Source organism: Micromonospora sp. NPDC051300, from assembly GCF_044455315.1.
Classification (GTDB): domain Bacteria; phylum Actinomycetota; class Actinomycetes; order Mycobacteriales; family Micromonosporaceae; genus Micromonospora; species Micromonospora robiginosa.
The window spans coordinates 24,810-51,024 of sequence record NZ_JBITEP010000019.1 but is presented as its reverse complement, the minus strand read 5'-3'; the positions used below and the strand labels follow the sequence as shown (position 1 = coordinate 51,024).

Here is a 26,215-nt window from a genome sequence, read left to right as displayed (position 1 = left end):
CGGCCCGGGTCGGGTGGTGGGCGCTAGGCCAGGGCGAGGAAGAGCTTCTCCAGCTCCTCCTCGGTCATCTCCGGCTCCTCGCCGTCGCGTCGGGCGGTGCCGCAGTGCCGCATGCCGGACGCGATGATCTTGAAGCCGGCCCGGTCGATGGCCTTGGAGACCGCGGCGAGCTGGGTCAGCGCGGCCCGGCAGTCCTCGCCGTTCTCCATCATCTCGATCACGGCGTTGAGCTGGCCGCGGGCCCGCTTGAGCCGGGTCAGCGCGTCGCCGGTCATCTCGGGTCGTAGCTTCACGTCCCACCTCCTGGTCCCGACTATACCCCGGGGGGTACCCCTCTCGCCACCCGCCGTGGGCACGGAGGGTCGCCGGTCGGTCGACGGAGCGCTTATCCTGTGCGCCGGTGATCCGGTGGAGGGGACTCGATGGCGTCGCGGCAGGACCAGCTGCACTCGTACCAGTTCACCGTCCAGCGGGCGGTCGCGGCGCTGGTGATGCGCGAGACCGACCCGCCGCAGTCGCCGTTCCGCCGGCTGGCCGGCGCCGGCCTGGCCAGCGTGCTGGTGGCCGCGATCGCGCTCGGCGGGGTGGCGCTGTACGGCCTGTTCACCGGCGGCGGCAGCTCCTGGCGCGACACCCGCGCGGTGATCGTGGAGAAGGAGTCCGGCGCCCGGTTCGTCTACCGCGACGAGACGTTGCACCCGGTGCTCAACTACGCCTCCGCCCTGCTGATCATCGGGGCGGACCGGCCGAAGACGGTGCTGGTCACCCGGCGCGCCATCGAGGGGGTGCCGCGCGGCCTGCCGCTCGGCATCGCCGACGCCCCGGACTCGCTGCCCGCCGCGAACCGGCTGGTCCGGGACGGCTGGACGCTCTGCTCCACGGTCACCGCCGAGGCCGGGCGGCCCGAGGCCCGGTCCGCGTTGCTGATCGGGCGTGGCGCGCCCGGCGGGCGTGCCCTCGGTGACCAGGGCCTCCTGGTCCGCCACCCGGACGGCGGGCTGCACCTGCTCTGGCACGACCGGCGCTACCTGCTGCGCGACACCGACCGGGTGCTCGCCGCACTGGCCGCCACCCGGGAACGGGCCGTGCCGGTCGCGGCGGCGCTGCTCAACACCGTGGCGGCCGGCGCCGATCTGGTCCCGCCGCCGGTCGGCGACCTCGGCGCCCCGGCCGAGCGGGTGGCCGGGGCCGCCGTCGGCGACGTCTATCTGGTGCGCAACTCCGGCGGCGGCCGGCAGTACGCGGTGGCCACGCGCGGCGGGCTGGCCGGCATCACCGAGTTGCAGGCCGCGCTGCTGCTGGCCCGCACCGGCCAGGGCGAGCCGGAGCCGATCACGCTCGGCCGCTTCGCCGCGCTGCCGAAACTGCCCGACCTGGTGCCGTCCGGCCCGACCGCGCCGCCCGCCGAACCGCCCCGGCTGGCCACGCCGGAGGGCGGCGCGCTCTGCGCCCGGGCCGGCGACGACGCGGGCGTACGGGAGATCCGGCTCGGGGTGAGCGCGCCGGACCTGGGCGCCGCCACGCGTACCGCCGGAGGCCGGGGTGGGCTGGCCGACCAGGTCGTGGTGGAGCCGGGGCGCGGCGCGCTGGTGGAGGCGGCCGCCGCGCCCGGCGCGACCGGCGGCACGGTCTGCGTCGTCACCGACCTGGGCCGGCGCTACGCGCTGGCCGGCGCGGACGTGCCGGGCATGCTCGGCTACGCCGGGGTGCGTCCGGTGCGACTGCCGGCGAGCCTGGTCGACCTGCTGCCGGCGGGCAGCCCGCTCGACCCGGAGGCCGCCCGCGCGGTGGCCGCCCCGGCCTGACCGGGCCGGGACGCCCGGGGGCCGGGCGGGACTCAGGCGGGCCGGCGCAGCACGGTCACCGCGAACCCGGCGTCGTCGTGCCAGGGCCGCAGGTCCCAGGTGGCGAAGCGGTGCTCCGCGCGCAGCCCGGCGGCGACCGCGTCGGCGTCCAGGTCGGCGAGCGGGTAACCCCGGTCGGTGCCGAAGCCGACCACCACCGCGCCGTCCGGGCGCACGTGCGCGGCGATGCGGGCCAGCACGTCGCGTTCGGTGCCCGGGGCGACGAAGGCCATCACGTTGCCGGCCACCACCGCCGCGTCGAACGGCTCCGGCTCACCGAGGGCGGCCAGGTCCAGCTCGGCCAGGTCGGCGACCAGGAAGCGCGGCCCGGGGTGGTCGGCGCGGGCCGCCTCGACGAGCGTCGGGTCGGCGTCCACGCCGACCACGGTGTGCCCGCGCGCGGCCAGCGCGGCGGCCACCCGGCCGGTGCCGCAGCCGGCGTCGAGGATCCGCGCGCCGGGCGGTACGAGCGCGTCCACGAACCGCGCCTCGCCGGCCAGGTCCGCCCCCTCGGCGGCGAGGCGGCGGAACCGGTCGACGTACCACTGCGAGTGGCCGGGTTCGGTGTCGGTCACCCAGCGCGTCGGCTTGCCCATGCCACCACGTTAACTGATCTTGTCGGCGCTCACCCCTTCTCGGCCCCGCTGGTGAGGCCCTCGGTGAGCAGGCGTTCGCCGGCGAAGAAGAGCACCACGATCGGCAGGGTGAGGATGACCGAGCCGGCCATCAGCACGGTCTTGGGGACCTCGACGCCGTCGGCGAGCAGCGACAGCCCGAGCGAGACGGTCCACCGGTTCGGCCGGTCGACCAGGAACAGCAGCGCGAACAGGAACTCGTTCCAGGCGATCATGAAGTCGTAGAGCGCGACCGCCATCACCGACGGCGCGGCCAGCGGCAGGCTGACCCGGCGGATGATGCCGAGCCGGCCGGCCCCGTCGATCGCCGCCGACTCCTCCAGGCTGACCGGGATGGTCTCGAAGTAGTTCTTGAGCATGTAGACCGAGACCGGCAGCGTCTGCGAGATGTAGACCAGCACCAGCCCGAACAGCGACCCGCGTAGCCCGGCCCGGCTGAACACCACGAACAGCGGGATCGCGATGACGATCGACGGGAACAGGTAGACCGCCAGGAACAGCGCGCTGACCTGCCGGCGGCCGAAGAACCGCAGCCGGGAGACCGCGTACGCGCCGGGGATGGCCACGATCAGGGTGAGCACGGTGGCGGCCAGCGCCACCAGCCCGCTGTTGCGGATGAACGTGAGGAACCCCTGCCCGCCGTTCTCCACCGACCGCAGCACCTCGGCGTACGTGGCGACGGTCAGCTCGCCGAACGGCACCCAGAGCGAGCCGGGGTCGAGCAGCAGCCGCTCGATCGGGCGCACCGAGAGCACCAGCATGTACCAGAACGGCAGCAGCGTGACCACCAGGAAGCCGGCGATCACCAGCCGGCGCAGCCAGCGCAGGCTGATCGTCTCGATCCGGTCGCGATCCATCACGCCTCCCGTTTCGCGCCGAAGAAGCGCAGGTAGATGGCCACGAACACGAGCAGCACCACGGCCAGCACGACGGCCTGGGCGGCGGCCGCGCCGATGTCGGTGCGGGCGGTGAGGAACTGGTAGACCCGGACGCTCACCACCTCGGTGCCGGCGGAACCGCCGGTGAGCAGATAGACGTCGTCGAACTTGTTGAACGTCATGATGAACCGGAGCACGCCGATCAGCGCGATCACCGGCATGAGCTGTGGCAGCAGGATGTGCCGGAAGCGCTGCGTCGGCGTCGCCCCGTCCACCCGGGCGGCCTCCTCCAGCTCCGCCGGCACCGCCTGGAGCCGGGCCAGCAGGAACAGGAACGCGAACGGGAAGTAGCGCCACGCCTCGAACGCGATCACCGTCCACAGCGCGGTGGACTCCTGGGACAGGAACGCCACCGGGGCGTCCCAGCCGAGGAAGCGTCGCCCCCAGTCGTTGACGATGCCGAGCTGCGGGTCGAGCATCACCTGCCAGACGAACGTCATGGCGACCACCGGCGCCACGTACGGCAGCAGCATCGAGGCGCGTACCAGCGTGCGGCCCCGGAACGGCCCGCGGACGGCGAGCGCGGCGGCCAGCCCGACCACGATCGAGCCGACCGTGCCGCCGACGCTGTAGAGCACCGTGGTCCAGAGCGTGTCGGCGAATCCGGGCGTGTGCAGGACCCGGTCGACGTTGTCCAGGGTCAGCTCGCCGAAGAGGCCGGTCTTGCGCAGCGTGGCCAGGCGTACCCGCTGGAAGGCCAGCACCACCGTCCACACGATGGGGATGCCGATCACCGCGAGCACGACGAGCAGGGTGGGCGCGACGAGCGCGAGCCCGGCGCGGGACTCGCGGCGGCGCAGGGTCATCGGGCGACGGCCGGGCCGGCGGGGCCGCTCCTCGGCGGGGGAGCGGCCGGCCTCCGGCGCGGTGGTGGTCAATTGACGCCCTTGGCGATGGCCTCGACGTCCTTCTTGGCCCGCTCGGCGGCGGCCTGGGCGTCGGTCTTGCCACCCACCACGTCGGCGAGCGCCTTCGGCACCGGCAGCTCACCGAGGATCGCCCCGACCAGCTTGCCCTGGCCCTGGGTCAGGCCCCAACGTTGGAACGTGTCCGGGCTCTCCCGCAGCGTGGCGAGCACGTCGTCGCCGTAGACGTCGGAGAGCGGCTTCTTCGTGTCCACCCCGGCCGGGCTGGTGTTCCAGGCGGTGCGGAACTTCTGCTTGTCCTCCTGGGTGCCGGTGCGCACCGGGAAGCGCCCCTCGGGGGACATGCCGAACCAACGCGGGTAACCGTCGGAGAGCATGTACTCCACGAAGGACGTGGCCGGGTCGGCGGCGCCGTCGAGCACCGCCCAGGAGCTGACCTCGCCGTACTGGGCCGGCTCGGTGCCGTTCGGGCCCTTGATCGCGGTGACGAACCCGCTGTTCTTCGCCAGCCACGCCGGGTCGGCCTGGCACTGCGGGCAGGTGGGTCGGGCGTCGTTGCGCAGGCCGGCCAGCTCGTCGAGGACGAACGGCGACCAGATCAGCATGGCCGCCTTGCCGGCGAAGTAGGTGGCCCGGGTGGTGTCGACGTCCTGCGCGCCCTTCACCGAGTTGTTCCGCATCAGGTCGCCGTAGAACCGGAACGCCTCCACGCACTGCGGCGAGTCCAGGGTGACCTTGCCGGAGTCGTCGGTGAGCTGGCAGCCGTTGGCCAGCGCGAGGTGCTCGAACGTCTGCTGGGTGAACACGTCGCCGGGGGCGGTCGCCGCGGTGATGCCGGCGACGCCGCCGGTGTTCAGCTTCGCCGCCGCGGCGGCGATCTTCTCGTACGTGTCGGGGGCGGGCAGGCCGGCGGCGTCGAAGAGGTCCTTGCGGTAGACCAGGAGCTGGCCCCAGCCGTCGCTGGGCACCGCGAGCTGGGTGCCGCCGTCGCTGGTCAGCTCCAGCGCGCGGGGGGAGAACGTGTCCCGCCCGAGCTTGTCGACCACCGCCTTGTTGGCGTCCGGCTCCAGCAGCTCGTTGCCGGCGAGCGTGCGGATGCCGGCGAGCGACACCGAACCGACCACGTCGGGCAGGTCGCCGGCGGCGGCGCTGGAGGCGATCAGGGACGGGAACTGGTCCTCGTTGACGGTGACGAGGTTGACCTTGACGCCGGTCTTCGCGGTGTAGTCGGCGATGATCGCCTTGGTCGCGGCGACCCGGTCGGCCACGTCCTCCAGGCTCCACACGGTGATCTGCGTACTGTCGGATTTCTGCCCGTCGTCGCTGCACGCGGTTGCGCCGGACCCGGCCAGTGCCAGGATCAGGCTCGAAGCGAGCAGCCGTGTTGAGGGTGATGACATCGGTGGCACCTTTCTCCAAGGAGCACGGCGTGGCATCAATACCCACGGATTCATCAATCTAATCACATATGCCCATTTTTTGCGGTTAGCATGGAGGCCGGCACTTTCTTCGGAGCGACGCCATGAGCAACTGGGTTGTCTCTCTGGCCGGGCCCCGGCGCGTTCGCCTGGAGCCCTGCCCTCCGGACCCTCTCGGCCCGGGCCAGGTCCGCGTCCGCACCTGCTACTCGGGCATCTCCGCCGGCACCGAGCTGACCCTCTACCGGGGCAGCAACCCCCGGCTCCGCAAGGACTGGGACACGGGCGCCCGGATGTTCGTGCCCCGCCAGGCCGGGCCCGCCTACCCGGTGGTCGGCTTCGGCTACGAGGAGGTCGGCGAGATCGTCGAGGTCGCCCCCGACGTCGCCGACCGCCGCGCCGGGCAGCTCGTCTGGGGCATCTGGGGCCACCGCGCCGAAGCGGTGCTCCCCGCCGCCGCGGCCCACCCGCTCGCCCCCGGCCTCGACCCGCTCGCCGCCGTCTTCGCCCGGCCCGGCGCCATCGCGCTGACCTCGGTGCTCGCCGGCGACCTGCACCTCGGCGACTGGGTGGGCGTCTTCGGGCAGGGCGTCATCGGCCTGCTCGGCACCCGGCTCGCGGTGCTGTCCGGGGCCCGGGTGGTGGCCGTCGACCGGGTGCCCAGGCGACTGGCGTACGCGAGCCGCTACGGCGCCCGCCTGGTCGTCGACGCCGTCGGCGACGCGGCCGCCGCCGCGCTGCACGCGGCCACCGACGGCCGCGGCGCCGACGTCTGCCTGGAGCTGTCCGGCGCCTACCCGGCGCTGCACCAGGCGATCAAGGCCACCGCGCACGCCGGCCGCGTCGTCGCCGCCGGCTTCTACCAGGGGTACGCCAACGGGCTGGAACTCGGCGAGGAGTTCCACCACAACCGGATCAACCTGGTGGCCGCCCAGGTCTCCGGGCCCGACCCGGCCCCCGGCACGGCCGGCCGGTGGACCGGGACCCGGATCGCCGACACGTTCATGGACCTGGTGGCGGAGGGCAGCGTCGACCCGCTGCCGCTGGTGAGCCACGTCGTCGACGCGGGCGCGGTGGCCGACGCCCTGGCGTTGCTCGACCGCGGTGACGGTGACGTCCTCCAAGTGGTGCTGAGGTTCTGAATGGACATCCCACTGGCCTGCCAGGAGCAGTTGCTCCCCGGCGGCGACCTGATCGACAAGTACGCCCTCGCGGTCTCCCTCGGCTACCAGGGCATCGAACTGCGCGGCCGGGGGGACCTGGCGCTGGCCCGGCGGCTGCCGGAGCTGCGCCGGGCCCACGCCGCCGGGGTGGTGACACCGACCGTCTGCGTCGAGATGGACCACTTCATCGGCGACTTCGACCCGGACCGCTCCCGCGACGCGGTGCGCAACCTGCGCTCCCAGCTCTCCGTGATCGCCGAGCTGGGCGGCGTCGGCGCCATGACGCCTGCCGCCTGGGGCATGTTCTCCCGCCGGCTGCCGCCGTTCGAACCGCCCCGCACGCCCGCCGACGACCGGCGGGTGCTCGTCGACGCCCTCGGCGAGCTGGGCGAGCACGCCCGCGCCGAGGGGGTCACGCTCTTCCTCGAACCGCTCAACCGGTATGAGGACCACATGGTCAACCGCCTCGACCAGGCGGTCGAGCTGTGCCGCGCGGTCGGGTCGCCGGCGGTGCGGGTGGTCGCCGACACCTACCACATGAACATCGAGGAGGACGACCCCGACGCCGCGCTGCGCGCCGCCGCGCCGTACCTCGGGCACGTGCAGGTCAGCGACTCCAACCGGCACCAGCCCGGCGCCGGGCACCTGGACTGGGCCGCGCTGCTGGACACGCTCACCGACCTCGGCTATCCCGGCTGGCTGGCGCTGGAGTGCCGGCTGCGCGGCGAACCCGTCGCCGCGCTGCGCCAGGCCGCCGCCGTGTTGCGCCGCCCGGGCCGGCCCCGGCGGGCCGCCGCGTGACCGGCAGCCTGGCCGCCGACGTCCGGGCCGGCGCCGAACGGGACGCCCGGCTGCGCCGGCTCGCACTGGCCACCCTGGACGCCAACTGGGAACACGACCACACCGTGCCCTCGCGCACGCTCTACCCGCACCAGTGGAGCTGGGACTCCGCGTTCATCGCCGTCGGGCTGGCCCACGTCCGCCCGGACCGGGCCTGGCGAGAACTGCGCACGCTGTTCGCCGCGCAGTGGGTCGACGGGCGGGTGCCGCACATCGTGTTCAACCCGGCGCTGCGCGTCGGCTCGTACTTCCCCGGCCCCGAGTTCTGGGACTCCGGCCGCGCCGACGGCGCCCCGGCGGCGCCCACCTCCGGCATCGTGCAGCCGCCGGTGCACGCGCCGGCCGCGTGGCTGGTGCACCGCAGGGCGCCCTCCGAGGCGTCGGTGGCCGCCCTGCGCCGGCTCTACCCCCGGCTGGTCGCCCAGCAGCGCTACCTGACCGGGCGGCGCGACGTCGGCGGGGGCGGGCTGGCCGCCATCGTGCACCCGTGGGAGTCCGGCCTGGACAACAGCCCCGCCTGGGACACCCCGTTGGCCGCGGTGCCGGCCGACGAGTCGGTGATGCGCGCGTACCGCCGGCACGACACCGCGCACGCCGACGCCGCGCACCGTCCCACCGACCTGGACTACGCGCGCTACGTCGCCCTGGTGGACAGCTACCGCGCCGGCCGCTACCGCGACGAGGCGCTGCTCGGCCGGCACCCGTTCCTGGTGGAGTGCCCGCTGGTCAACGCCGCGCTGGGCGTCGCGGAGTACGCGCTGGCCCGGATCGCCACGGTCGTCGGCGCGGACCCGTGCCCGCACCGCGACCGGGCCGCCCGGATCACCGAGGCGCTGGTCACCCGGCTCTGGGATCCGCTCGCCGGCACGTTCCGCCCGCGTGACGTCCGCACCGACCGGCTGGTCGGACCCCGTACCGTGCTCGGGCTGCTGCCGCTGGCCCTGCCCGACCTGCCCGAGCCGCAGGTGCGGGCCGTGCTGGCCGAGGCGTGCTCGCCCCGCTTCGGCCTGGCCGCCCGGATGGACCGGCCGCTGCCCACGCTCGACCGCACCGCGCCGGACTTCGAACCGCTGCGCTACTGGCGCGGGCCGAGCTGGGTGAACACCGGCTGGCTGCTCTGGCAGGGGCTGCGCACCCACCGCCGGGCCGACCTGGCGGCCGGGTTGCGCGAGTCGCTGCTCGACCTGGTCGACGGCGCCGGCTGCCACGAGTACTTCCACCCGGACACCGGGGCCGGTCTCGGCTCACCGGCGTTCAGCTGGACCGCCGCGCTGGTGCTGGACGCGCTCGCCGAGGGCTGAGCGGGCCGGCGGCGTCGCCCCCAGGACGACGCCGCCGGCCCCGGTCCGCGCGGCTCAGGCGATGCCGGCCGGCATGCCGCCACCCAGCCGCAACGCCGAGTTCGGTCCGTCGTCGACCGCGTAGCCGAGCGCGTCGACCACCTCGACCACACCGCTGACCTGCCGGGTCAGCCGCAGCGCCAGGTGGACCGTGGACCAGCGCTCCAGTTGACCGGTGAGCGTCACCACGCCGCCGTGCACGGTCACGTCCACCACGCCGTCGCGGACGCCGAGCGTGCGTCGCAGCACCTCGTCGACCACGTCCCGGCGGATGTCCGCGTCCGGGCGCAGGTGCACCTTGAGCAGGTCACCCCGGGTGACGATGCCGACCAGCCGGCCCAGGTCGTCGACCACCGGCAGCCGCTTCACGGTGTGCGCGTCCATCAGCCGGGCCGCCTCGACGAGCGTGGCGTCCGGCGTCACGGTGACCGGGGGAGCGGTCATCAGGTCGGCCGCCAGCGTCGCGCCGGCCTTCGCCCGCGCCTCCCGGCGGTGCCGGTCGGGCCGGAGGTGCCACTCGCGCGGCTGCCCGGACAGCTCCACCTTGTACATCAGGTCCGCCTCGGACACCACTCCGAGGACCCGTCGCGCGTCGTCCACCACCGGCGCCGCCGTCACCCGCCGGCCGGTCAGCACGTCCACGATCTCCCGGTAGGCCGTGCCCTCCCGCACCGACGCCACGTCGGTGGTCATCACGTCCCGCACCTGCCACGTACGCATGGCGTCCTCCTCGTCTCCGACGCCTCCGGCTCGGCACGTCTGACGCCGCGCCGCGGCCGGGAGCTTCCGTCTCCGACGCTAGGCGGCGGTGGCCGCGTCGAGCAGGGGCGCACGCACCGGCCGCCCGGGTCGTTGGTCCCGGGCCCGGCCCGGCGCGGCGGCGGGAGCGGCCGGCCCGGCTCAGCGCGGCGCGGTGGCGCGGGCGTCCGTGACCGGCGTGACGGGGTGTCCGGCGGCCGGCCCGGCCTGGCGCTCGGTGGCCGGCGGGTCGGCTGGCGGCTCGGTGGCCAGCAGCTCGGCCGGCACCGGCTCCACCTCGACCCGGCAGTCGTGGAACGTCGGCGCCCCGCCCAGGTCCGCGTCGCGGACCGCGGTCACCGCGTTGACCGTGGACCGGCCGGGGCTCAACCGGGCCCAGTACGCCTTGTAGGTGAACGCCAGCCCCGGCCGGGTCGCCTCGTCCACCGCGACCGCGGCCAGGAACGCGCCCCGGTCGTTGCGCACCCGCACCGCGTCGCCGTCGGCCAGCCCGCGCGCCGCCGCGTCGACCGGGTGCAGGTGCACCCGGGGCGGCCCGGCCCGGCGGGCGTGCCAGGGCAGCGAGGCGAACGTGGAGTTCATCAGGTAGCGGCCGGCCGGGGCGAGCAGTTGCAGCGGGAACCGGCGGGCCAGGTCCGCGTCCGCCGCCTCGACCGGCGGCGTGTAGCCGGGCAGCGGATCCACCCCGAGCCGGGCCAACGCCGGGTCGTGCAGCCGGGCCCGCCCGTCCGGGGTGGGGAAGCCGCCGTCGGCGAACGGCGCCGAGCCGACCGGGACGCCGGTGAGTCGGGCGTACGTGCGCTCGCGCAACTCCTCGAACGTGACCGACGTGCCGGCCAGCAGTTGCCGGGCCAGGTCCTCGTCGGTGTCCCGGAACGCCGGGTGGTCGACGCCGAGCGCGGCGGCGATCCGGCGGAAGATCTCGGTGTTCGGCAGCGCCTCCCCGGGCGCGCGGGTCACCGGCAGGTTCACCGTCGTGTAGTGGTGCCCGTAGGAGGTCTGCAGGTCCAGGTGCTCGGGCTGCATGGTGGCCGGCAGCACCACGTCGGCGTGGTCGCAGGTGTCGGTCCAGCGCTGCTCCAGCGCCACGGTGAACAGGTCGGCGCGGCGCAGGCCGGCGAGCAGCCGGGTCTGGTCGGGCGCGGTGGCGGCGGGATTGGCGTTGAACACCACGAGCGAGGTCACCGGCGGGTCGGCCTCCCCGGTGAGGACGGCGGCGAGCCGGCTCATGTTCAGCGACCGGGCCGGCGGCGCCGGCATGCCGGCCGGCCTGACGACCGGGTCGTCGTCGACCGGGTGGTGCCCGCTGGTGGTCACCAGCGCCCCGCCGCCGGGATACCGGAAGTCGCCGGTGACCAGCGGCAGCGCGCAGATCGCCCGGATCGCCTGCCCGGCGCCGGAGTGCCGTTGCAGGCCCAGCCCGACGCGGATCGCGGTGGGTCGGGTGGTGGCGATCCGGTCGCCGAGCCGGCGCACCATCTCGGCCGGCAGGCCGCACTCGGCGGCGGCCCGCTCCACCGGCCACTCGTCGAGCCGGGCGGCCAGCTCGGCCCAGCCGACGGTGTGCGCGGCCAACCACGGCTCGTCGGCGGCCCCGACGTCGCGGACGTGCCGCATCAGCCCGAGCGCGAGCGCCGCGTCGGTGCCGGGCAGCGGCGCGACGTGCTCGTCGCTGCGGGCCGCGGTGTCGGTGCGCAGCGGATCGATCGTCACCACGTACGCGCCGCGCTCGCGGGCCTGCTGCACGAACGGCCACTGGTGCAGGTTGCTGACGAGCGGGTTCGCGCCCCAGAGCACGATCAGCCGGGCGTCGACGATCGTCTCCGGCTCGAAGCCGACCGACCGGCCGTAGATCGACCGCGTCGCCGCGTTCGCCGCCGCCGTGCAGATGGTGGTGTCCAATCGGGACGCGCCCAGGTGGGCGAAGAGCCGCGGCCCCATGGTCCAGCCCTGGACGAGGCCCATGGTGCCGGCGAAGTAGTAGGGCAGCACCGACTCCGGCCCGTCCCGCTCGATGCTCGCCCGTAGCCCGGCGGCCACCCGCTCCAGCGCCTCCGCCCAGCTCGCCGGCCGGTACGCCACCCGCCCGGCGCCCTTCGGGCCGGTGCGGATCCAGGGCGTGGTGAGCCGGTCCGGGCCGTTGACCGCGTCGAGGTAGCGGTTGACCTTGCCGCAGAGCGCGCCCCGGGTGAACGGGTGGTCGCGGTCGCCGCGCAGCGCGACGGCCCGGCCGTCGTCGACGGTGAGCTGCCAGACGCAGGTGTCGGGGCAGTCGAGCGGGCAGGCGCCGGGATGGGTGACGGGAGCCATGGCGCGGATGCTACCCACCCGGTCCGACTCGTCGGGGGCGGCGGGACGCCTGCGGCTCGGGCAGGATGGGGCGGGAGTCGACCCGGGGAGGGCACGATGACGGTCACCGCCGACGACCTGGACCGGGCGGCCGCCTGCGTGGCGACGGCACTCGGGCCGGTGACCGGGGCGGACTGGTCGCGCCGCGCCGGCGGGCTGGAGTGGGACTGCCGGCGGACCGCCGAGCACCTGGCCGACACGCTGCTGTCCTACGCGGCGCAGGTGGTGTCCCGGCCGGCCGACCGCTTCGTCCGCCTCGCCGCCGTGCTGGAGCCGGACGCCTCGCCGGCCGAGACGGTCGAGTGCGTGACCTGCGCGGCCAAGCTGCTCGCCCTGGCGGTGCGGGGCACGCCGGCCGGGGTGCGGGCGTTCCACCCGTCCGGCCAGGCCGACCCGGCCGGGTTCGCCGCGATGGGGGTGGCCGAGGTGCTGCTGCACGGCGAGGACATCGCCGTCGGCCTCGGCACGGCGGTGGACCCGCCCCGACCGGTGTGCGAACGGGTGGTGGCGCGACTCTTCCCCGACGTGGCGCCGGGTTTGGCCGACGTGGACCCGTGGACCGCCCTGCGTTGGTGCGTCGGCCGCGCCGACCTGCCCGCCCGCCCCCACCGCCACACCTGGCAGTGGCGCGGCGCCCCCCTCGGCGGCTGACCCCCTCCCGCCCTGTCCGCGCCACCCCGCCCCGCTGCGCGTCGATCTTGCAGTTTGGGCCCCTGGGACATCACATATTCACCTTTCGTCGGGGCGGAAAGTGCAAGATCGGCGGGTGGCGGGGCGGGTGGGGTGGTCGTTTGGTGGGGGTGGGGGTGGGTAGACGCGGGGGGCGGCCGGTGGCAGGGGGTTGCCGGGGTGGCGGCGAGGGGAGGGACGGGATGCGGTTTCCCCTGTTCGTCGACGCGGTGGCACGTCGCGCCGAGCTGCCCACGGACGACGCCGCGACGATCTCCCGGGCGGTGCTGCAGACCCTCGCCGAGCGGGTCTCCGCCGACGAGACGGCCGATCTCGCCGCCCAGTTGCCCGACGACGTGAGCGGCTACCTGTCGGCGCCGGACGGGGCGGGGGCGACCGGCGCGGCGGTGGACTTCCTCTACCGGGTGGCCGAGCGGGCCGCGGTGGACCCGGCGGTCGCCGAGGTGGGTGCGCGGGCGGTGCTCGCCACCCTGCGTGAGACGGTCACGGTCGGCGAGTTCCAGGATCTCGTGGCGCAGCTTCCCCGGGGGTTCGACGCGATGGTGGACCCCGTTCCGCGCCCGCCGTACGATGTCTGAGCAGGCTCCCCGCGATCCGGGTCGAGCTGCGGACGACCGGCTGTCGGACGAAGATTTGACGGCCCGGAAGTATTTTCACCGTAAAATAACTCGCGAGTAGCCACCTACGCTGTAAATCGTCTACGCGCTAGAGGGATGATCGGACGAATTCCTCCGTCCCGGGTACCACCTGCCCTCCCACCTTCGGCTCGACCCGAATCGATGCTCTTCCGATCGAGGGATTGAGCTTTATTCTGCTTCCAATGTGAAGTCCTGGGGGGGATCAATGGTCACATTCGTCGATTGCTGCGTGCCTGCCGTCAGTGGAGCGCAACCCGCATCCTGACATGGCAGAGACGATGATCATCAATCGTTTCGGCGCGGTCGCAGCGGTCCACGGTGGCCGTCCGGCACTTCTCGGTGAGACCCACGAGGTCAGCTACGCCGAGTTGGCCGGTGCGGCCGGCGGGTACGCGGCCGTGCTCGTCGCCGCCGGTTTCCGGCCCGGCGACCGCATCGCGCTGCTCACCACGCACGGCGCGCCGACCGTCGCCGCGCTGCTCGGCACGCTGGCCGCCGGCTGCGCGTACGTGCCGCTGGACCCGGGCTTCCCGGTCGCCCGGCTGCGCCACATGGTCGCCGCCGCCGGGGTCACCGCCGTGGCGTGCGCCGCCGAGCACCGTGAGCTGGCCCGTGAGCTGGCCGACGGCCGCCCGGTCGTGTCGCTCGACGAGGTGCAGCCGGCCCCGCTGCGCCCGGTGCCGGTCGACCCGGACGCGCTGGCGTACGTGTTGTTCACCTCCGGCTCCACCGGCGTGCCCAAGGCGGTCGGGCAGACCCACCGCAACCTCGCCCACGTGGTCGACAACCAGATCGACGCGCTCGGCGTCGGGCCGGCCGACCGGCTCAGCCTGCTCGCCTCGTTCAGCTTCGACGCCGCCATCCCCGACCTCTACCCGGCGCTGCTCACCGGCGCCGCAGTCGTCCCGGTCGACCTGCGCCGGCAGGGCCTGGCGTACGCGGTCGAGCAGCTCGACCGGCACCGGACCACGGTGCTGCACGGCACCCCCACCGTCTACCGGTTCCTGCTCGACGCGCTCGGCGAGCGGCGGCTGGCCTCGGTGCGCGCGGTGCTGCTCGGCGGCGAGCAGGCGACCTTTGCCGACGCCGCCCGCGGCCGGGACCGGTTCGCCCCCGACTGCGTCCTGGTCAACGGCTACGGCGCGACCGAGATGACGTTCGCGGCCCGGCACCTGCTGCCGCTGGCCGAGGTGGACCCGGGCGCCGCCGGGCCGCTGCCGATCGGCACCGCCTTCCCCGGCTACCGGCTCGACCTCGACCCGGACACCGGCGAGATCGTGGTCCGCAGCCGGCACCTCGCGCCCGGCTACCTCAACCAGGACAGCGACCGCTTCTCCGTCGACGAGGGCGGCGTGCGGTCGTACCGCACCGGCGACCTCGGCCGGCGACTGCCCGGCGGCGAACTGGTCTGCCTGGGCCGGCTCGACCGGCAGGTCAAGGTGCGCGGGCACCGGGTCGAGCTGACCGAGATCGAGGCGGTGCTCGCCGACCGGCCCGGGGTGGCCGGGGCGCGCGCCGTCGCCCGCGACGGCGAGCTGCTGGCGTACGTCCGGCCGGCCGGCGTCGACCCGGTCGCGTTGCGGACGGCCCTGGCCGCCGCCCTGCCCGACTACGCCGTGCCCCGCGCGGTGGTGGCCCTCGACGAGTTCCCGCTCACCGTCAGCGGCAAGGTCGACGAGCGGGCGTTGCCCGACCCGGCCACCGAGGTGCCCGCCGAGGCGGCGCCGACCACCGACACCGAACGCGCCGTGCACGACATCTGGTGCGCGGTGCTCGGTCGTCCGGCGGTCGGCCGCACCGACAGCTTCTTCGACGTCGGCGGCCAGTCGCTGCTGCTGGGCCGGGTGCAGCAGCGCATCGCCGAGCGGTTCGGGGTGCGACTGCCGATGCTGCGCCTGTTCGACCACCCGACGGTCGCCGCGCAGGCGGCGCTGCTCGACGCCCCGCCCGAGGCGGTCCGCGCCCCGCTGCTGCCCGCGCCCGTCGCGCCGCTGCGCGCGGCCCGCGACTACACCGGCGACGAGATCGCCGTGGTCGGTGTCGCCGGCCGCTTCCCCGGCGCGCCCGACGTGGCGACGTTCTGGTGGAACCTGTGCACCGGCGTGGACTCGATCCACGACCACACCGACGACGAGCTGGCCGCGCTCGGCATCGGTCCGCGCCTGCTCGCCGACCCGCACCACGTCCGCGCCGCCGGCCGCCTCGACGGGGTGACCGACTTCGACGCCGAGTTCTTCTCCTTCGGCGCCGACGAGGCCGCCCGCACCGACCCCCAGCACCGGCTCTTCCTGGAGACCGCGTGGGAGGCGCTGGAGGACGCCGGGCACGACCCGCGCCGCTTCCCGGGGCTGGTCGGCGTCTACTCCGCCACCTCCGCCAACCGCTACTTCCTGTTCCACCTCATGGACAACCCGGCGGTGGTCGGCGACGTCGACCCGGACGACTGGGAGGCGCGGCTGGTCGGCCGGCAGTTCACCGACCACCTGCCCGGCCAGGTGGCCTACCGGCTCGGCCTGACCGGGCCCGCGTTGGCCGTGCAGAGCGCCTGCTCCAGCTCGCTCGTCGCGGTCTGCCTGGCCGCGCAGAGCCTCGCCGACTACCAGTGCGACCTGGCCCTGGCCGGCGGCGCCACGGTGATGTGGCCCCGGCACCGGGCCACCCCCGGCGGACTCGCCTCGCCGGACGGCCGGTGCCGCGCCTTCGACGAGGCCGCCGACGGCTCCGGCTTCGGCTCCGGCGCCGGGGTGGTCGCGCTGCGCCGGCTGGCCGACGCGCAGGCCGACGGCGACCGGATCTACGCGATCCTGCCCGGCTGGGCGGTCACCAACGACGGCCCGGACCGCGCCGGGTTCGCCGTGCCCGGCCCGGCCGGGCAGGCCGCCGCCGTGGCCAACGCGCTCGCCACCGCCGAGGTCGCGCCCGGCGAGGTCCGCCTGGTCGAGGGGCACGGCAGCGGCACCCCGCTCGGCGACGCCATCGAGGTGGCCGCACTGCACGAGGTGTACGCCGGCGCCGCGCCCGCCGGCACCTGCGCGCTCGGCTCGGTGAAGACGAACATCGGTCACCTCGACGCCGCCGCCGGCATCGCCGGCCTGATCAAGACGGTGCTCGCCGTAAGACACGGCGTGATCCCGCCGAACCTGCACTTCACCCGCCCGCACCCGGAGATCGACCTGGCCGCCGGCCCGTTCTACGTGCCGACGAAGGCGCGGGACTGGCCGGACGAGGGTCGCCGGGTGGCCGGGGTGAGCGCGTTCGGCCTGGGCGGCACCAACGCCCACGTGGTGGTGGAACAGCCGCCGCCGGTCGAGCCGGTCGACCCGCCCGGCGACGGGCCGTGGCTGCTGCCGGTGTCCGCGCGTACCCCGGTGGCGTTGCGGGCCGCGCTCGCCCGGCTGCGGGCGCACCTGGCCGGGGCCGCGCCGGCGCTGCCCGAGGTGGCCGCCACGCTGGCGCTCGGGCGGCGGCCGTTCGCCCACCGGGCGGCCGTGGTCGCCGCCGACCTGCCCGCCGCGCTGTCCGCCCTGGACGTGCTGCTCGACACCGACGCCCGGACGGCCGGCGAGGCCGGTCCGCTACGCGAGCTGGCCGCCGACTGGGTGGCCGGGCGCGACGTCGACTGGGACGACCTGCACCCCGAGGGCGCCGTCCGGCGCACCGGGCTGCCCACCTACCCGTTCCAGCGCCGCCGGCACTGGATCGACCCCGTGCAGAGAGGCCCGCGGTGAACTGGTTCGTCTCCACCGGAAGCCGACCCGAGGCGCCGGTGCGGTTGTTCTGCCTGCCCTACGCCGGCGCGGGCGCCAGCGCGTTCCGGCGCTGGCCGGCCGCGCTCGCCCCGGGCGTCGAGGTGCTGCCGGTGCAGCTGCCCGGCCGGGAGAACCGGATCACCGAGGACCCGCGCTTCTCCGTCGCCGAGGTGGCCGACGCCATCGCCTCCCGGGCCGACCGCCCGTACGCGATCTACGGCCACTCGATGGGCGGTCGTCTCGGCTTCGAGGTGGTCCGGGAGCTGCGCCGCACCGGCCGGCCGCTGCCGCTGCGGCTCTACGTCGGCGGCGCCCGCGCCCCGCACGTCGCCGCGCCGGGTCTCTTCGACGGACTGTCCCGGGCCGACGACGACGAGCTGCTGCGCCGCCTCGGTGACGGCGGTGGCCTCCCGGCCGAGCTGCTGGAGCACCCGGAGCTGGTGGAACTGCTGCTGCCGTTGCTGCGCGCCGACTTCGGGCGGGTGGACGACTACCGCTACGTTCCCGGCGAGCCGCTGCCGGTGCCGATCGTCGCGTTCGCCGGCGACCACGACCGGGCGGTCACCCGTGAGCAGAACGCGGCCTGGGCCGAGCACACCGCCGCCGGGTTCACCCTGCACGAGCTGGCCGGCGGGCACTTCTTCCTGCACGACCGGCTCGCCGAGCTGGCCGCGCTGATCCGGGCCGACCTCGCCGCGACGCCGGCCACCGGCACGACGCCGGCCACCGGGTCGACGCCGGCCACCGGCACGACGTCGGGCGCCGCGACGACGCCCGGCACCCCGACCACCCGCGCCGAGAGACCGGGCGCGGGTCCGGCCCCGGTGCGCGCCGCCGGCCGCGGGACCGCCGGCGGTGCGCACCGGGTGCCGCTCGGCGACACCGGCTGGTCGGTGTGGCGCGACGCGATGCTGCGCACCACCGGCTTCCCCGCCGACGGGCTGGAGCTGCTGACCGCGCCGCGGGCGGCGGCCGCCGCCGACGAACTGCTCGACACCGGCACCGGCGAGGACCGCTTCGACAAGGAGTTCGACGAGGCGGTGCGCGCCGGCGCCGAACGGCTCGGCGCGCTGGCCGCCGACCCGCTGCTGCGCGAGGCGGTCACCTGGCAGAACCGGGGCGCGCTCGTCGCGCTCGACGGACTGGCCGCCGGCGGTCCCGACGCGCCCCGCAACGTGCGCCGGCGCGACCGGGAGCGGGCGCTGCTCAAGTACTGGCAGCGCTACTGCGGCAAGAACGAGACGGTCGGCTTCTTCGGCCCGGCCTGCTGGGTCACCGTCGATCCCGACCAGCCGGAGGTTGCCCTGGTCAACCCTGGTGACCGGCTGACCCGGCGGCGCTGGGTGTGGTTCGAGTCGTGGGCGCTCGCCGCGTACGCCGACCGGGTCGGCGCGGACCTGGCCGTCCGCCGCTGGTGGCCGCCGGCGCTGCGGCCCCACCTGACGATCCGGGACCGGGCCGTGCTGCGGCCCGGCCGTCCGCCGCTGACCCTGACCCCGGTGGAGGCCGCGCTGCTGCGCGCCGCCGACGGTCACCGCGCCGCCGCCGACCTGGTCGCCGACCCGGCGATCGGCCTGCGCCGGCCGGAGGACGGCTACGCGCTGCTCGACCGGCTGGTGGAACGGGAGCTGGTGACCTGGGACGCGGCGCTGCCGGTGAGCCCGGACGCCGAGCGGGTGCTGGCCGAGCGGATCGCGGCGATCGGCGACGAGCCGGCCCGCGCCGCCGCCCGAGCCGGGTTCGACAGGTTGCGCACCGCCCGCGACGCGGTGGCCGCGGCGGCCGGCGACCCGACGTCGCTGCGGGCCGCGCTGGACGCCCTCGACGCCACGTTCACCGAGCTGACCGGCGTTCCCGCGGTGCGCCGCGCCGGCCAGATGTACGCCGGCCGCACCATCTGCTACGAGGACACCGCCCGCGACCTCGACGTGGTCTTCGGCGCCCCGCTGCTGGCCGAGCTGGCCGCCCCGCTCGACGTGCTGCTGCGCGCCGCCCGCTGGCTGGCCAACGCGCTCGCCCACGCCTACCTGGACGTGCTGCGCGGCCTCTACGACGAGCTGCGCGCCGAGGCCGGCGGCCCGGTGGCGCTGGCCGACCTGTGGTTCCTGGCCCAGGGCCTGTTCTGGGGCGGCGGCGAGCGTCCGGTCGACGCCGTCGCGGCGGACTTCGCGGCCCGCTGGGCCGGGCTGTTCGGCCTGGACACGCTGCCCGCCGGGGCCACCGGCGTCGAGCTGCGCGCGGCCGACCTGGCCGAGCGGATCGACGCGGTCTTCCCCGGCGCCCGGCCGGACTGGTCCAACGCCGCCATGCACAGCCCCGACCTGCAGCTCTGCGCCACCGACGAGGCGGCGCTGCGGCGCGGTGACTACACCGTGGTGCTCGGCGAGCTGCACGCCGCCTGGTCGTCGTTCGACTGCGCGGTCTTCACCCCCTCGCACCCGCAGGTGGAGCGGCTGCGCGAGGCGCTCACCGCCGACCTGGGCGAGCGGCGGGTCCGGCTGCTGTTCCCGGCCGACTGGCCGCGCCGGACCAGCCGCACCGCCGAGTCGCTGACCGGGCCGACCGACCGGCAGCTCGCCTTCCTCGACGCGCCCGGCGCCGACCCGGACCGGGTGCTCCCCACGGTGGACCTCACCGTCGACGACGTCGGCGGCGAGCTGGTCGCCACCGCCTCGGACGGGCAGCGCTGGCCGCTCGCCGAGATCTTCGCCGAGGCGTTCAGCGCGCACGCGGTGGACGGCTTCAAGCTGGTCGCCGCCGCGCCCCACACACCCCGGATCACGGTGGACCGGCTGGTGGTGGCGCGGCAGACCTGGCGTACCACGGTGGGGGAGAGCCGTCTGGCCACCGTCACCGGGGAGCGGCAGCGGTTCCTGGCCGTGCGGGCCTGGCGGCGCCGGCTCGGCCTGCCCGAGCAGGTCTACGTCAAGCTGGGCACCGAGACGAAGCCGTGCTTCGTGGACCTGGCCGCGCCCGGGTTCGCCACCATGCTCTGCGCGCTGGTGCGGGCCGCGCGCGTCGACGGCGGCGACGGGGTCGCGCTCACGGTCAGCGAGATGCTGCCCGCCCCGGAGCAGGCCTGGGTGCCCGACGGCGCGGGCCGCCGCTACTTCAGCGAGCTGCGCCTGCACATCACCGACGCCGCCCGGGAGGACGCGCGATGAGTCACCTGGTGCCCCTGGGCGAGACCGGCTGGTCGGTGTGGCGGGACGTGGTGCTGCGTACCGCCGGGTTCCCGGCCGCCGGGCTCGACCGGTTCGCCGCGCCGGAGTGCGCGGCCGCCGCGGACGCGATGCTGGCCGGCGCCGGCGCCGCCGAGGTGTTCGACAAGACGCTGCGCGAGGCGTTCGCCGAGTCGTCGGCGGTGGCCGGCGAGCTGGCCGCCGACCCGCTGCTGCGCGAGGCGGTCACCTGGCAGAACCCGGACATGCTCATCGCGCTGGACGGCCTGCTGCGCACCGACCCGCAGGTGCGCAACGTGCGCCGGCGCAAGCGGGAGCTGAGCCTGCTGCGCTACTGGCAACGCTACTGCGGCAAGGCCGAGACCATCGGCTTCTTCGGCCCGGTCTGCTGGGGCACCTTCGACCCGACGGTGCGCGGCGTGCGGACCGCGCCCGGCGCGGCGCTCGTGCACCGTCGCCGGGTGTTCTTCGAGGCGTGGGCGCTCATCGCGTACGCCGACCGGCTCGCCGACGACCTGGCGGTGCGTCGCTGGTGGGCACCGGCGCTGCAGCCGCACCTGACCGTCGCCGGCCGGGAGCTGCGCTGGCCGCTGCACCCGCCGATCGCGCTGACCCCGGTCGAGGCGCGCCTGCTGGCCGACTGCGACGGGCGGACGCCGGCGCGGGAGCTGGCCGAGCGGCTGTGCGCCGAGGGCGCGGTGCACGGCGCCGACGACGTCTACCTGCTGCTCGACCGGTGGGTGGAACGCGGCCAGCTCACCTGGGGCGCGAACCTGCCGATCGCCCCGGACGCCGAGCAGGTGCTCGCCGCGCGGATCGCCGCCATCGGCGACGGGCCGGTGCGCGACGCGACGGCGGCGGAGTTCGACCGGCTCCGGGCCGCCCGCGACGAGGTGTCGGCCGCGGCCGGCGACCCGGACCGGCTCGGCGCCGCGCTCGCCGCGCTGAACACGGAGTTCACCGCGGTCACCGGACGCCCGGCCACCCGCAACAGCGGGCAGATGTACGCGGCGCGCACGGTCTGCTACGAGGAGACCGCCCGCGACCTGGAGTTCCGGATCGGTTCGGCGGTCACCGACGCGCTCGCCGAGCCCCTCGCGGTGGTGCTGCGCACCGCCCGCTGGTTCACCACGCAGGTCGCCGAGCGGTGCGGTGACCTCTTCACCGAGCTGCACGAGGAACTGGCCGGCGGTGGCGAGCCGGTGCGGCTGGCCGACCTCTGGCTGCTGGCGCAGGGCACGCTCATCGCCCCGGACGGCCCGATCGGCCGGGCCGGGACCGCGCTGACCGAGCGCTGGGCCGAGCTGTTCGGCCTGCGCGACCTGCCGCCCGGGCAGGCGGAGCTGCGGGTGCGCGCGGCGGACCTGGCGCAGCGGGTGCGGGAGCTGTTCCCGGCCGAGACCCCGGGCTGGCCGTCGGCCCGCCTGCACAACCCGGACGTGCAGCTCGGCGCCGCGTCACCGGAGGCGGTCGAGCGGGGCGACTTCCTGCTGGTGCTCGGCGAGCTGCACCCCGCCTCGGTCGCGTTCGACAGCGCGGTGCTCAGCCCGTTCCACGGCGACCCGGCCGCGCTGCGCGCCGACCTCGACGCCGACCTCGGTCCGGTCCGGCTGCGGGTGCTCTGGCCGGACAGCTTCCCCCGCCGGACCACCCGCACCACGTACGCGCTGACCGGCCCGGCGGACCGCCAGCTCGGCATCGACACCGCGCACGGCGCGGACACCGACCGGCTGGTCCCGGCCACGGCGGTGGTGGTGGAGCGCGACGGTGACCGGCTCACCGCGGTCTTCCCCGACGGCGCCCGCTGGCCGCTGATGGAGGTCTTCGCCACGCTGCTCGGCTCGCTGCTGCTGGACGCGTTCAAGCTGTTCGGCGCCGCGCCGCACACGCCCCGGATCACCATCGACCGGCTGGTGGTGGCCCGGCGCACCTGGCGCACCACGGCCGGCGCGTGCGGGCTGGGCGGCCACCCCGACGAGCACGCCCGCTACCTGGCGGTCCGCCGCTGGCGGGCGGCCACCGACCTGCCCGAGCGGGTGTTCGTCAAGGTGGGCACGGAGATCAAACCCTGCTACGTGGACCTGACCGGCCCGCTGTACGCGCAGTCGCTCTGCGCCATGGTGGACGCCGCCCTGCGCACCGGCCCGGACGTGCCGGTGGTGGTCTCCGAGCTGCTGCCCGCCCCCGCCGAGGCCTGGGTGCCCGACGCCCACGGTCGCGGCTACGTCAGCGAACTCCGCCTCCAGATCACCGATCCGGCCGAGCACCTGGGAGCACACCGGTGACCGACACCCTGACCGTCAGCGCCACCTCCGGGGCGGACCTGCCCTGGCCGGACGCCACCCTCGCCGACCTGATCGTCGAGCGGGCCGCCCGGGTGCCGGACGCGGTGGCGGTGCGCCAGTGGGACTCCCGGCTCACCTACCGCCGGCTCGTCGAGCGGGCCGCCGGCGTGGCTGCCGCGCTGCGTGCGCGCGGCGTCGGCCGCGGCGACCGGGTCGGCGTGTGCGGCGCGCGCACCCCGGACCTGGTGGTGGACGTGGTAGGCGTGCTGCTGGCCGGCGCCGCGTACGTGCCGCTGGAGCCGGGCGGCCCGCGGGACCGGCTGCGTGAGATCGCCCGGGACGCGGGCGTGCGGGTGGTGGTCGGCGACGCGGCGGCGGCCGAGTTCGGCGACGAGCCCGGCGTCGAGACGCTCGACCGGCCCGACCCGGCCCCGCTCGCGCCCTGCCCGGCGCGGCCCGGCGACCCGGCGTACGTGCTGTTCACCTCCGGCTCCACCGGCCGCCCCAAGGGCGTGCTCACCACGCACCGCAACGCGGTCGAGTTCGTCACCGGGGTGAGCGCGCTGACCGGCGCCGACGCGTCGGTGCGCAGTCTCGGCATCGCGTCGCTCGGCTTCGACGCGGCCACCATGGACCTGTTCGTGCCGCTGACCCTCGGCGGCGCGGTGCAACTGCTCGGCGCCGACGACCGGGCCGACCCGGCGCGGTTGGCCCGGTTCGTCGCCGCGCACGAGGTCACCTGGGGTTTCGTCACCCCGACCGTGCTCGCCCTGCTCGACCCGGCCGACCTGCCGTCGTGGCGGGTGCTGCTCTGCGGCGGCGAGGCGGTGCCGGCCGAGCTGGTCGCCCGCTGGGCCCCCGGGCGGCGCTTCCTCAACGGCTACGGGCCGACCGAGACCACCGTGCTGGCGGTCAGCGGCGACCTCACCCCGGCCGACGGCGACCCGGTGCCGATCGGCCGCCCGTTGCCCAACCACCGCGCGTACGTGGTCGACGCCGACCTGCGACCGGTGCCGCCGGGGGAGACCGGCGAGCTGCTGATCGGCGGGCCCGGCCTGGCCGACGGCTACCTCAACCGGCCCGCGCTGACCGCCGAGCGGTTCGTGCCGGACGGGTTCGGCGACGTCCCCGGTGCGCGGCTCTACCGCACCGGCGACATGGTCCGGCAGGCGCCGGACGGCCGGATCGTCTACCTCGGCCGCGCGGACCGGCAGGTGAAGGTGCGCGGGCAGCGCATCGAGCTGGGCGAGGTGGAGGCGGTGCTGGCCGCCCACCCCGGCGTCGAGCGGGTCGCGGTGGAGGCGGTGCCCGGTCCGGCCGGCACCGAGCTGGTCGCGTTCCTCACCCCGGCCGGCGCGCCGGACGACGACGCGCTGCGGGCGTACGCGACGCAGCGGTTGACCACCGCGATGCTGCCGGCCCGGACGGTGCGGCTGGCCGCGCTGCCGGTCAGCGCGACCACCGGCAAGCTGGACCGGCCGGCGCTGCGCGCGCTGGCCGCGGCCGCCGCGCCGCCGCAGGACACGCCCGAGGGCGGCGACGAGGTGGAGCGCGCGGTCCGGCGACTGTGGACCCGGCTGCTCGGCGTCGCCCCCGCGCCGGACAGCGACTTCCTCGCCGCCGGCGGCAACTCCGTCGCCGCGATGCGCCTGGTCGCCGCGCTCCGCGCGGAGACCGGCCGGCAGGTGGACACCCGGGTGCTGTTCACCGACCGCACGTTCGCCGCGCTCGTCGACCGGGTCCGCACCGCCGACCCGGCCGGCGGCGACGAGCTGACCACCGGCAACCCGCCCACGCTGTCCCCGCCGCAGCGCCGGCTGTGGTTCATGGACCAGCTCGCCCCGTCCAGCGCGCCCTACAACATCGCGGTCGCGCACCGGCTGCGGGGACCGCTCGACGTCGCCGCGCTCGGCGCCGCGCTGCGCGTGGTCGCCGAGCGGCACGACGTGCTGCGCTGGCGGATCGCGCAGTCCGGCGGCGTGCCGTACGCGGTCCGCGAGGAACCGACCGACGTGGCCGTGCCGGTGGTCGACCTGACCGGGTCCGCCGACCCGGACACCGAGCTGGCCGGCATGCTCGCCTCCGGCGCCGGGCACGCGTTCGACCTGGCCACCGGCCCGCCCTGGCAGGTGACCGTCTACCGGCTCGCCGCCGAGGAGCACGTGCTCGCGGTGACCGTGCACCACGCGGTCTTCGACGGCTGGTCCGAGGCGCTGCTCTACGACGAGCTGGGTGTCGCGTACGCCCGCGCGCTGGGCCGCCCGGCGCCGGGCCGCCCGCCGCTGCCCGCCACCTATGCCGACTACGCGGTGTGGCGAGAGACCCGGGACCGCCGACGCGGCGACGCCGACCTGGCCTGGTGGACCGACCACCTGGCCGGCGCGCCGACGGTGCTGGACCTGCCCCGCGACCGGCCCCGCCCGGCGGTGCAGACGTACGCCGGCGCGGAGGCGGCGGTGGCGCTGGACGAGCCGGCCGACCGGGCGGTGCGCGAGCTGGCCGCCCGGCGCGGCACCACCGTCGCGGCCGTGCTGCTGGCCGGCTTCGGTGAGCTGCTGCGCCGGCTCACCGGCGGCGACGACCACGTGCTGGGCGCGATCGTCGCCGACCGGCGGCTGGCCGCGTTCGACGAGGTGATCGGCTTCTTCATCGACACCGTGCCGGTGCGGGTGCGGGCCGGCGGCACCTTCGCCGAGCAGGTCGACAGATGCGCCGGCGAGCTGCACGAGGTGACCGCGCACCCGGGCGCGCCGCTGGAACGCCTGGTCGAGGCGCTGGGCGTCGGCCGGGACACCTCCCGCGCCCCGCTGGTGCAGGTGCTGTTCAACGTGCTCAACTTCGTCCCGCCGAAGCTGGCCCTGGCCGGCCTGGCGGTGGAGCCGGCGCCGGTGCCGAAACCCGGGTCGCCGTTCGACCTCACCGTCTACGTGGTGGAGCGCGCCGGCCGCGCCGGCGTCGAGGTGGTGCACAACCCGGACCTGTTCGACGGCGACCGGATCACCGCGCTCCTGGCCGACCTGGCCGCCCTGGTCGGCGCGCTGGCCGCCGCCCCGGACGCGCCGGCCGCCGAGGTGGCCGCCGAGCTGCCCCGCCCGGCGGTCCGGGTGGCCGCGCTGGGGGCGATGACCGTGGTCACCACCGAGCCGGTCCGGGCGTCGCTGCCGGCCGGGCCGGACGCGCTCACCGCGACCGAGGAGCTGATCGCCGGCATCTGGCGTGACGTGCTCGACCGCGACTCGGTCGGCGTGGCCGACAACTTCTTCGACATCGGCGGCCACTCGATGGCCCTCGCCGCGGTGCACGCCCGCCTCACCGAGGCCACCGGCCGCTCGATCACCATGCTCGACCTGTTCCGCCACCCGACCGTGCGGGCGCTCGCCGCCAGCCTCGACGGCGCCGCCGAGCGGCCGGAACTGGCCCGCGCCGCGATGCGCGCCGCCGCCCGGCGGGGGCGCGCCCGCCGTACCCCGCCACCCCGCCGACCTCACCAGCAGTGATGCCGCAACCCGTGCGAACTGA

17 protein-coding genes are annotated in these 26,215 nt (G+C 75.9%); 10 read left to right on the top strand and 7 right to left on the bottom strand.

The window, feature by feature from the left end:
* Nucleotides 1-23: 23 nt before the first annotated feature.
* The gene (locus tag ACIA5A_RS20805) at nt 24-293 is read right to left on the bottom strand and encodes a metal-sensitive transcriptional regulator (RefSeq protein ID WP_181567988.1); all 270 of its coding nucleotides are present in this window, start codon (nt 291-293) and stop codon (nt 24-26) included.
* Between the two features lie 129 nt (nt 294-422).
* Here ACIA5A_RS20805 and eccB point away from each other — a divergent pair, with 129 nt between their 5' ends.
* The gene (eccB, locus tag ACIA5A_RS20800) at nt 423-1,805 is read left to right on the top strand and encodes a type VII secretion protein EccB (RefSeq protein ID WP_396764655.1); all 1,383 of its coding nucleotides are present in this window, start codon (nt 423-425) and stop codon (nt 1,803-1,805) included.
* Between the two features lie 32 nt (nt 1,806-1,837).
* Here eccB and ACIA5A_RS20795 read toward each other — a convergent pair whose 3' ends face one another.
* Genes ACIA5A_RS20795 through ACIA5A_RS20780 form a run of 4 tightly spaced genes read right to left on the bottom strand, consistent with a single transcriptional unit; the run spans nt 1,838 to nt 5,683 of the window.
* Nucleotides 1,838-2,440 (bottom strand): class I SAM-dependent methyltransferase, encoded by a 603-nt coding sequence (locus tag ACIA5A_RS20795; protein WP_396764652.1) that lies wholly within the window; start codon nt 2,438-2,440, stop codon nt 1,838-1,840.
* Between the two features lie 29 nt (nt 2,441-2,469).
* Nucleotides 2,470-3,336 (bottom strand): carbohydrate ABC transporter permease, encoded by an 867-nt coding sequence (locus ACIA5A_RS20790; protein ID WP_181567991.1) that lies wholly within the window; start codon nt 3,334-3,336, stop codon nt 2,470-2,472.
* Entirely contained in the window at nt 3,336-4,295 is a 960-nt protein-coding gene (locus ACIA5A_RS20785) for a carbohydrate ABC transporter permease (protein WP_396764649.1), read from the bottom strand. Before ACIA5A_RS20785 ends, ACIA5A_RS20790 begins: the two co-directional genes overlap by 1 nt.
* On the bottom strand, nt 4,292-5,683 hold the full coding sequence (locus ACIA5A_RS20780) for an ABC transporter substrate-binding protein (protein ID WP_396764646.1): 1,392 nt from the start codon (nt 5,681-5,683) through the stop codon (nt 4,292-4,294). The genes ACIA5A_RS20785 and ACIA5A_RS20780 overlap by 4 nt, the downstream gene beginning before the upstream one ends.
* A gap of 122 nt (nt 5,684-5,805) precedes the next feature.
* Here ACIA5A_RS20780 and ACIA5A_RS20775 point away from each other — a divergent pair, with 122 nt between their 5' ends.
* From ACIA5A_RS20775 to ACIA5A_RS20765, 3 genes are read left to right on the top strand one after another with little or no spacing between them, the layout of a single operon-like run.
* Nucleotides 5,806-6,843, top strand: a complete 1,038-nt coding sequence (locus tag ACIA5A_RS20775; protein ID WP_396764643.1) for a zinc-binding dehydrogenase — start codon at nt 5,806-5,808, stop codon at nt 6,841-6,843.
* The gene (locus ACIA5A_RS20770; RefSeq protein ID WP_396764640.1) at nt 6,844-7,665 is read left to right on the top strand and encodes a sugar phosphate isomerase/epimerase family protein; all 822 of its coding nucleotides are present in this window, start codon (nt 6,844-6,846) and stop codon (nt 7,663-7,665) included.
* Nucleotides 7,662-9,005: an MGH1-like glycoside hydrolase domain-containing protein gene (locus ACIA5A_RS20765; RefSeq protein WP_396764637.1), complete on the top strand. Its 1,344-nt coding sequence runs from the start codon at nt 7,662-7,664 to the stop codon at nt 9,003-9,005. The genes ACIA5A_RS20770 and ACIA5A_RS20765 overlap by 4 nt, the downstream gene beginning before the upstream one ends.
* 54 nt (nt 9,006-9,059) lie before the next feature.
* Here the strand turns inward: ACIA5A_RS20765 and ACIA5A_RS20760 are convergent, their stop codons facing one another.
* Nucleotides 9,060-9,764, bottom strand: coding sequence for a CBS domain-containing protein (locus ACIA5A_RS20760; protein WP_396764634.1), 705 nt, complete (start codon nt 9,762-9,764; stop codon nt 9,060-9,062).
* A 180-nt stretch (nt 9,765-9,944) separates the two neighbouring features.
* Entirely contained in the window at nt 9,945-12,113 is a 2,169-nt protein-coding gene (locus ACIA5A_RS20755) for a molybdopterin-dependent oxidoreductase (protein WP_396764631.1), read from the bottom strand.
* Between the two features lie 96 nt (nt 12,114-12,209).
* Between ACIA5A_RS20755 and ACIA5A_RS20750 the strand changes: the two genes are divergently transcribed.
* The 6 genes from ACIA5A_RS20750 (at nt 12,210) to ACIA5A_RS20725 (ending at nt 26,193) form a co-directional block, all read left to right on the top strand.
* Nucleotides 12,210-12,803 carry a hypothetical protein gene (locus tag ACIA5A_RS20750; RefSeq protein WP_396764628.1) on the top strand — a complete coding sequence of 198 codons (594 nt, stop codon included), beginning with the start codon at nt 12,210-12,212 and terminating at the stop codon, nt 12,801-12,803.
* A gap of 221 nt (nt 12,804-13,024) precedes the next feature.
* Nucleotides 13,025-13,420 carry a DUF2267 domain-containing protein gene (locus ACIA5A_RS20745; protein WP_396764625.1) on the top strand — a complete coding sequence of 132 codons (396 nt, stop codon included), beginning with the start codon at nt 13,025-13,027 and terminating at the stop codon, nt 13,418-13,420.
* A gap of 326 nt (nt 13,421-13,746) precedes the next feature.
* On the top strand, nt 13,747-17,208 hold the full coding sequence (locus tag ACIA5A_RS20740) for an AMP-binding protein (protein ID WP_396764622.1): 3,462 nt from the start codon (nt 13,747-13,749) through the stop codon (nt 17,206-17,208).
* The gene (locus tag ACIA5A_RS20735) at nt 17,205-20,393 is read left to right on the top strand and encodes a thioesterase domain-containing protein (protein ID WP_396764619.1); all 3,189 of its coding nucleotides are present in this window, start codon (nt 17,205-17,207) and stop codon (nt 20,391-20,393) included. The genes ACIA5A_RS20740 and ACIA5A_RS20735 overlap by 4 nt, the downstream gene beginning before the upstream one ends.
* A complete protein-coding gene (locus tag ACIA5A_RS20730) occupies nt 20,390-22,696 on the top strand; it encodes a lantibiotic dehydratase (RefSeq protein ID WP_396764616.1) in 2,307 nt (768 codons plus the stop codon). Before ACIA5A_RS20735 ends, ACIA5A_RS20730 begins: the two co-directional genes overlap by 4 nt.
* Nucleotides 22,693-26,193, top strand: a complete 3,501-nt coding sequence (locus ACIA5A_RS20725) for an amino acid adenylation domain-containing protein (protein WP_396764613.1) — start codon at nt 22,693-22,695, stop codon at nt 26,191-26,193. The genes ACIA5A_RS20730 and ACIA5A_RS20725 overlap by 4 nt, the downstream gene beginning before the upstream one ends.
* The last annotated feature ends 22 nt before the right edge of the window (nt 26,194-26,215 follow it).

What these genes read in the sequence shown, in the direction of transcription:
- ACIA5A_RS20755 (WP_396764631.1), bottom strand. Translation starts at nt 12,113, where the DNA reads ATGGCTCCCGTCACCCATCCCGGCGCCTGCCCGCTCGACTGCCCCGAC.
- ACIA5A_RS20750 (WP_396764628.1), top strand. Translation starts at nt 12,210, where the DNA reads ATGACGGTCACCGCCGACGACCTGGACCGGGCGGCCGCCTGCGTGGCG.
- ACIA5A_RS20760 (WP_396764634.1), bottom strand. Translation starts at nt 9,764, where the DNA reads ATGCGTACGTGGCAGGTGCGGGACGTGATGACCACCGACGTGGCGTCG.
- ACIA5A_RS20775 (WP_396764643.1), top strand. Translation starts at nt 5,806, where the DNA reads ATGAGCAACTGGGTTGTCTCTCTGGCCGGGCCCCGGCGCGTTCGCCTG.
- ACIA5A_RS20745 (WP_396764625.1), top strand. Translation starts at nt 13,025, where the DNA reads ATGCGGTTTCCCCTGTTCGTCGACGCGGTGGCACGTCGCGCCGAGCTG.
- ACIA5A_RS20740 (WP_396764622.1), top strand. Translation starts at nt 13,747, where the DNA reads ATGGCAGAGACGATGATCATCAATCGTTTCGGCGCGGTCGCAGCGGTC.
- ACIA5A_RS20790 (WP_181567991.1), bottom strand. Translation starts at nt 3,336, where the DNA reads ATGGATCGCGACCGGATCGAGACGATCAGCCTGCGCTGGCTGCGCCGG.
- ACIA5A_RS20795 (WP_396764652.1), bottom strand. Translation starts at nt 2,440, where the DNA reads ATGGGCAAGCCGACGCGCTGGGTGACCGACACCGAACCCGGCCACTCG.
- ACIA5A_RS20780 (WP_396764646.1), bottom strand. Translation starts at nt 5,683, where the DNA reads ATGTCATCACCCTCAACACGGCTGCTCGCTTCGAGCCTGATCCTGGCA.
- eccB (WP_396764655.1), top strand. Translation starts at nt 423, where the DNA reads ATGGCGTCGCGGCAGGACCAGCTGCACTCGTACCAGTTCACCGTCCAG.
- ACIA5A_RS20730 (WP_396764616.1), top strand. Translation starts at nt 20,390, where the DNA reads ATGAGTCACCTGGTGCCCCTGGGCGAGACCGGCTGGTCGGTGTGGCGG.
- ACIA5A_RS20770 (WP_396764640.1), top strand. Translation starts at nt 6,844, where the DNA reads ATGGACATCCCACTGGCCTGCCAGGAGCAGTTGCTCCCCGGCGGCGAC.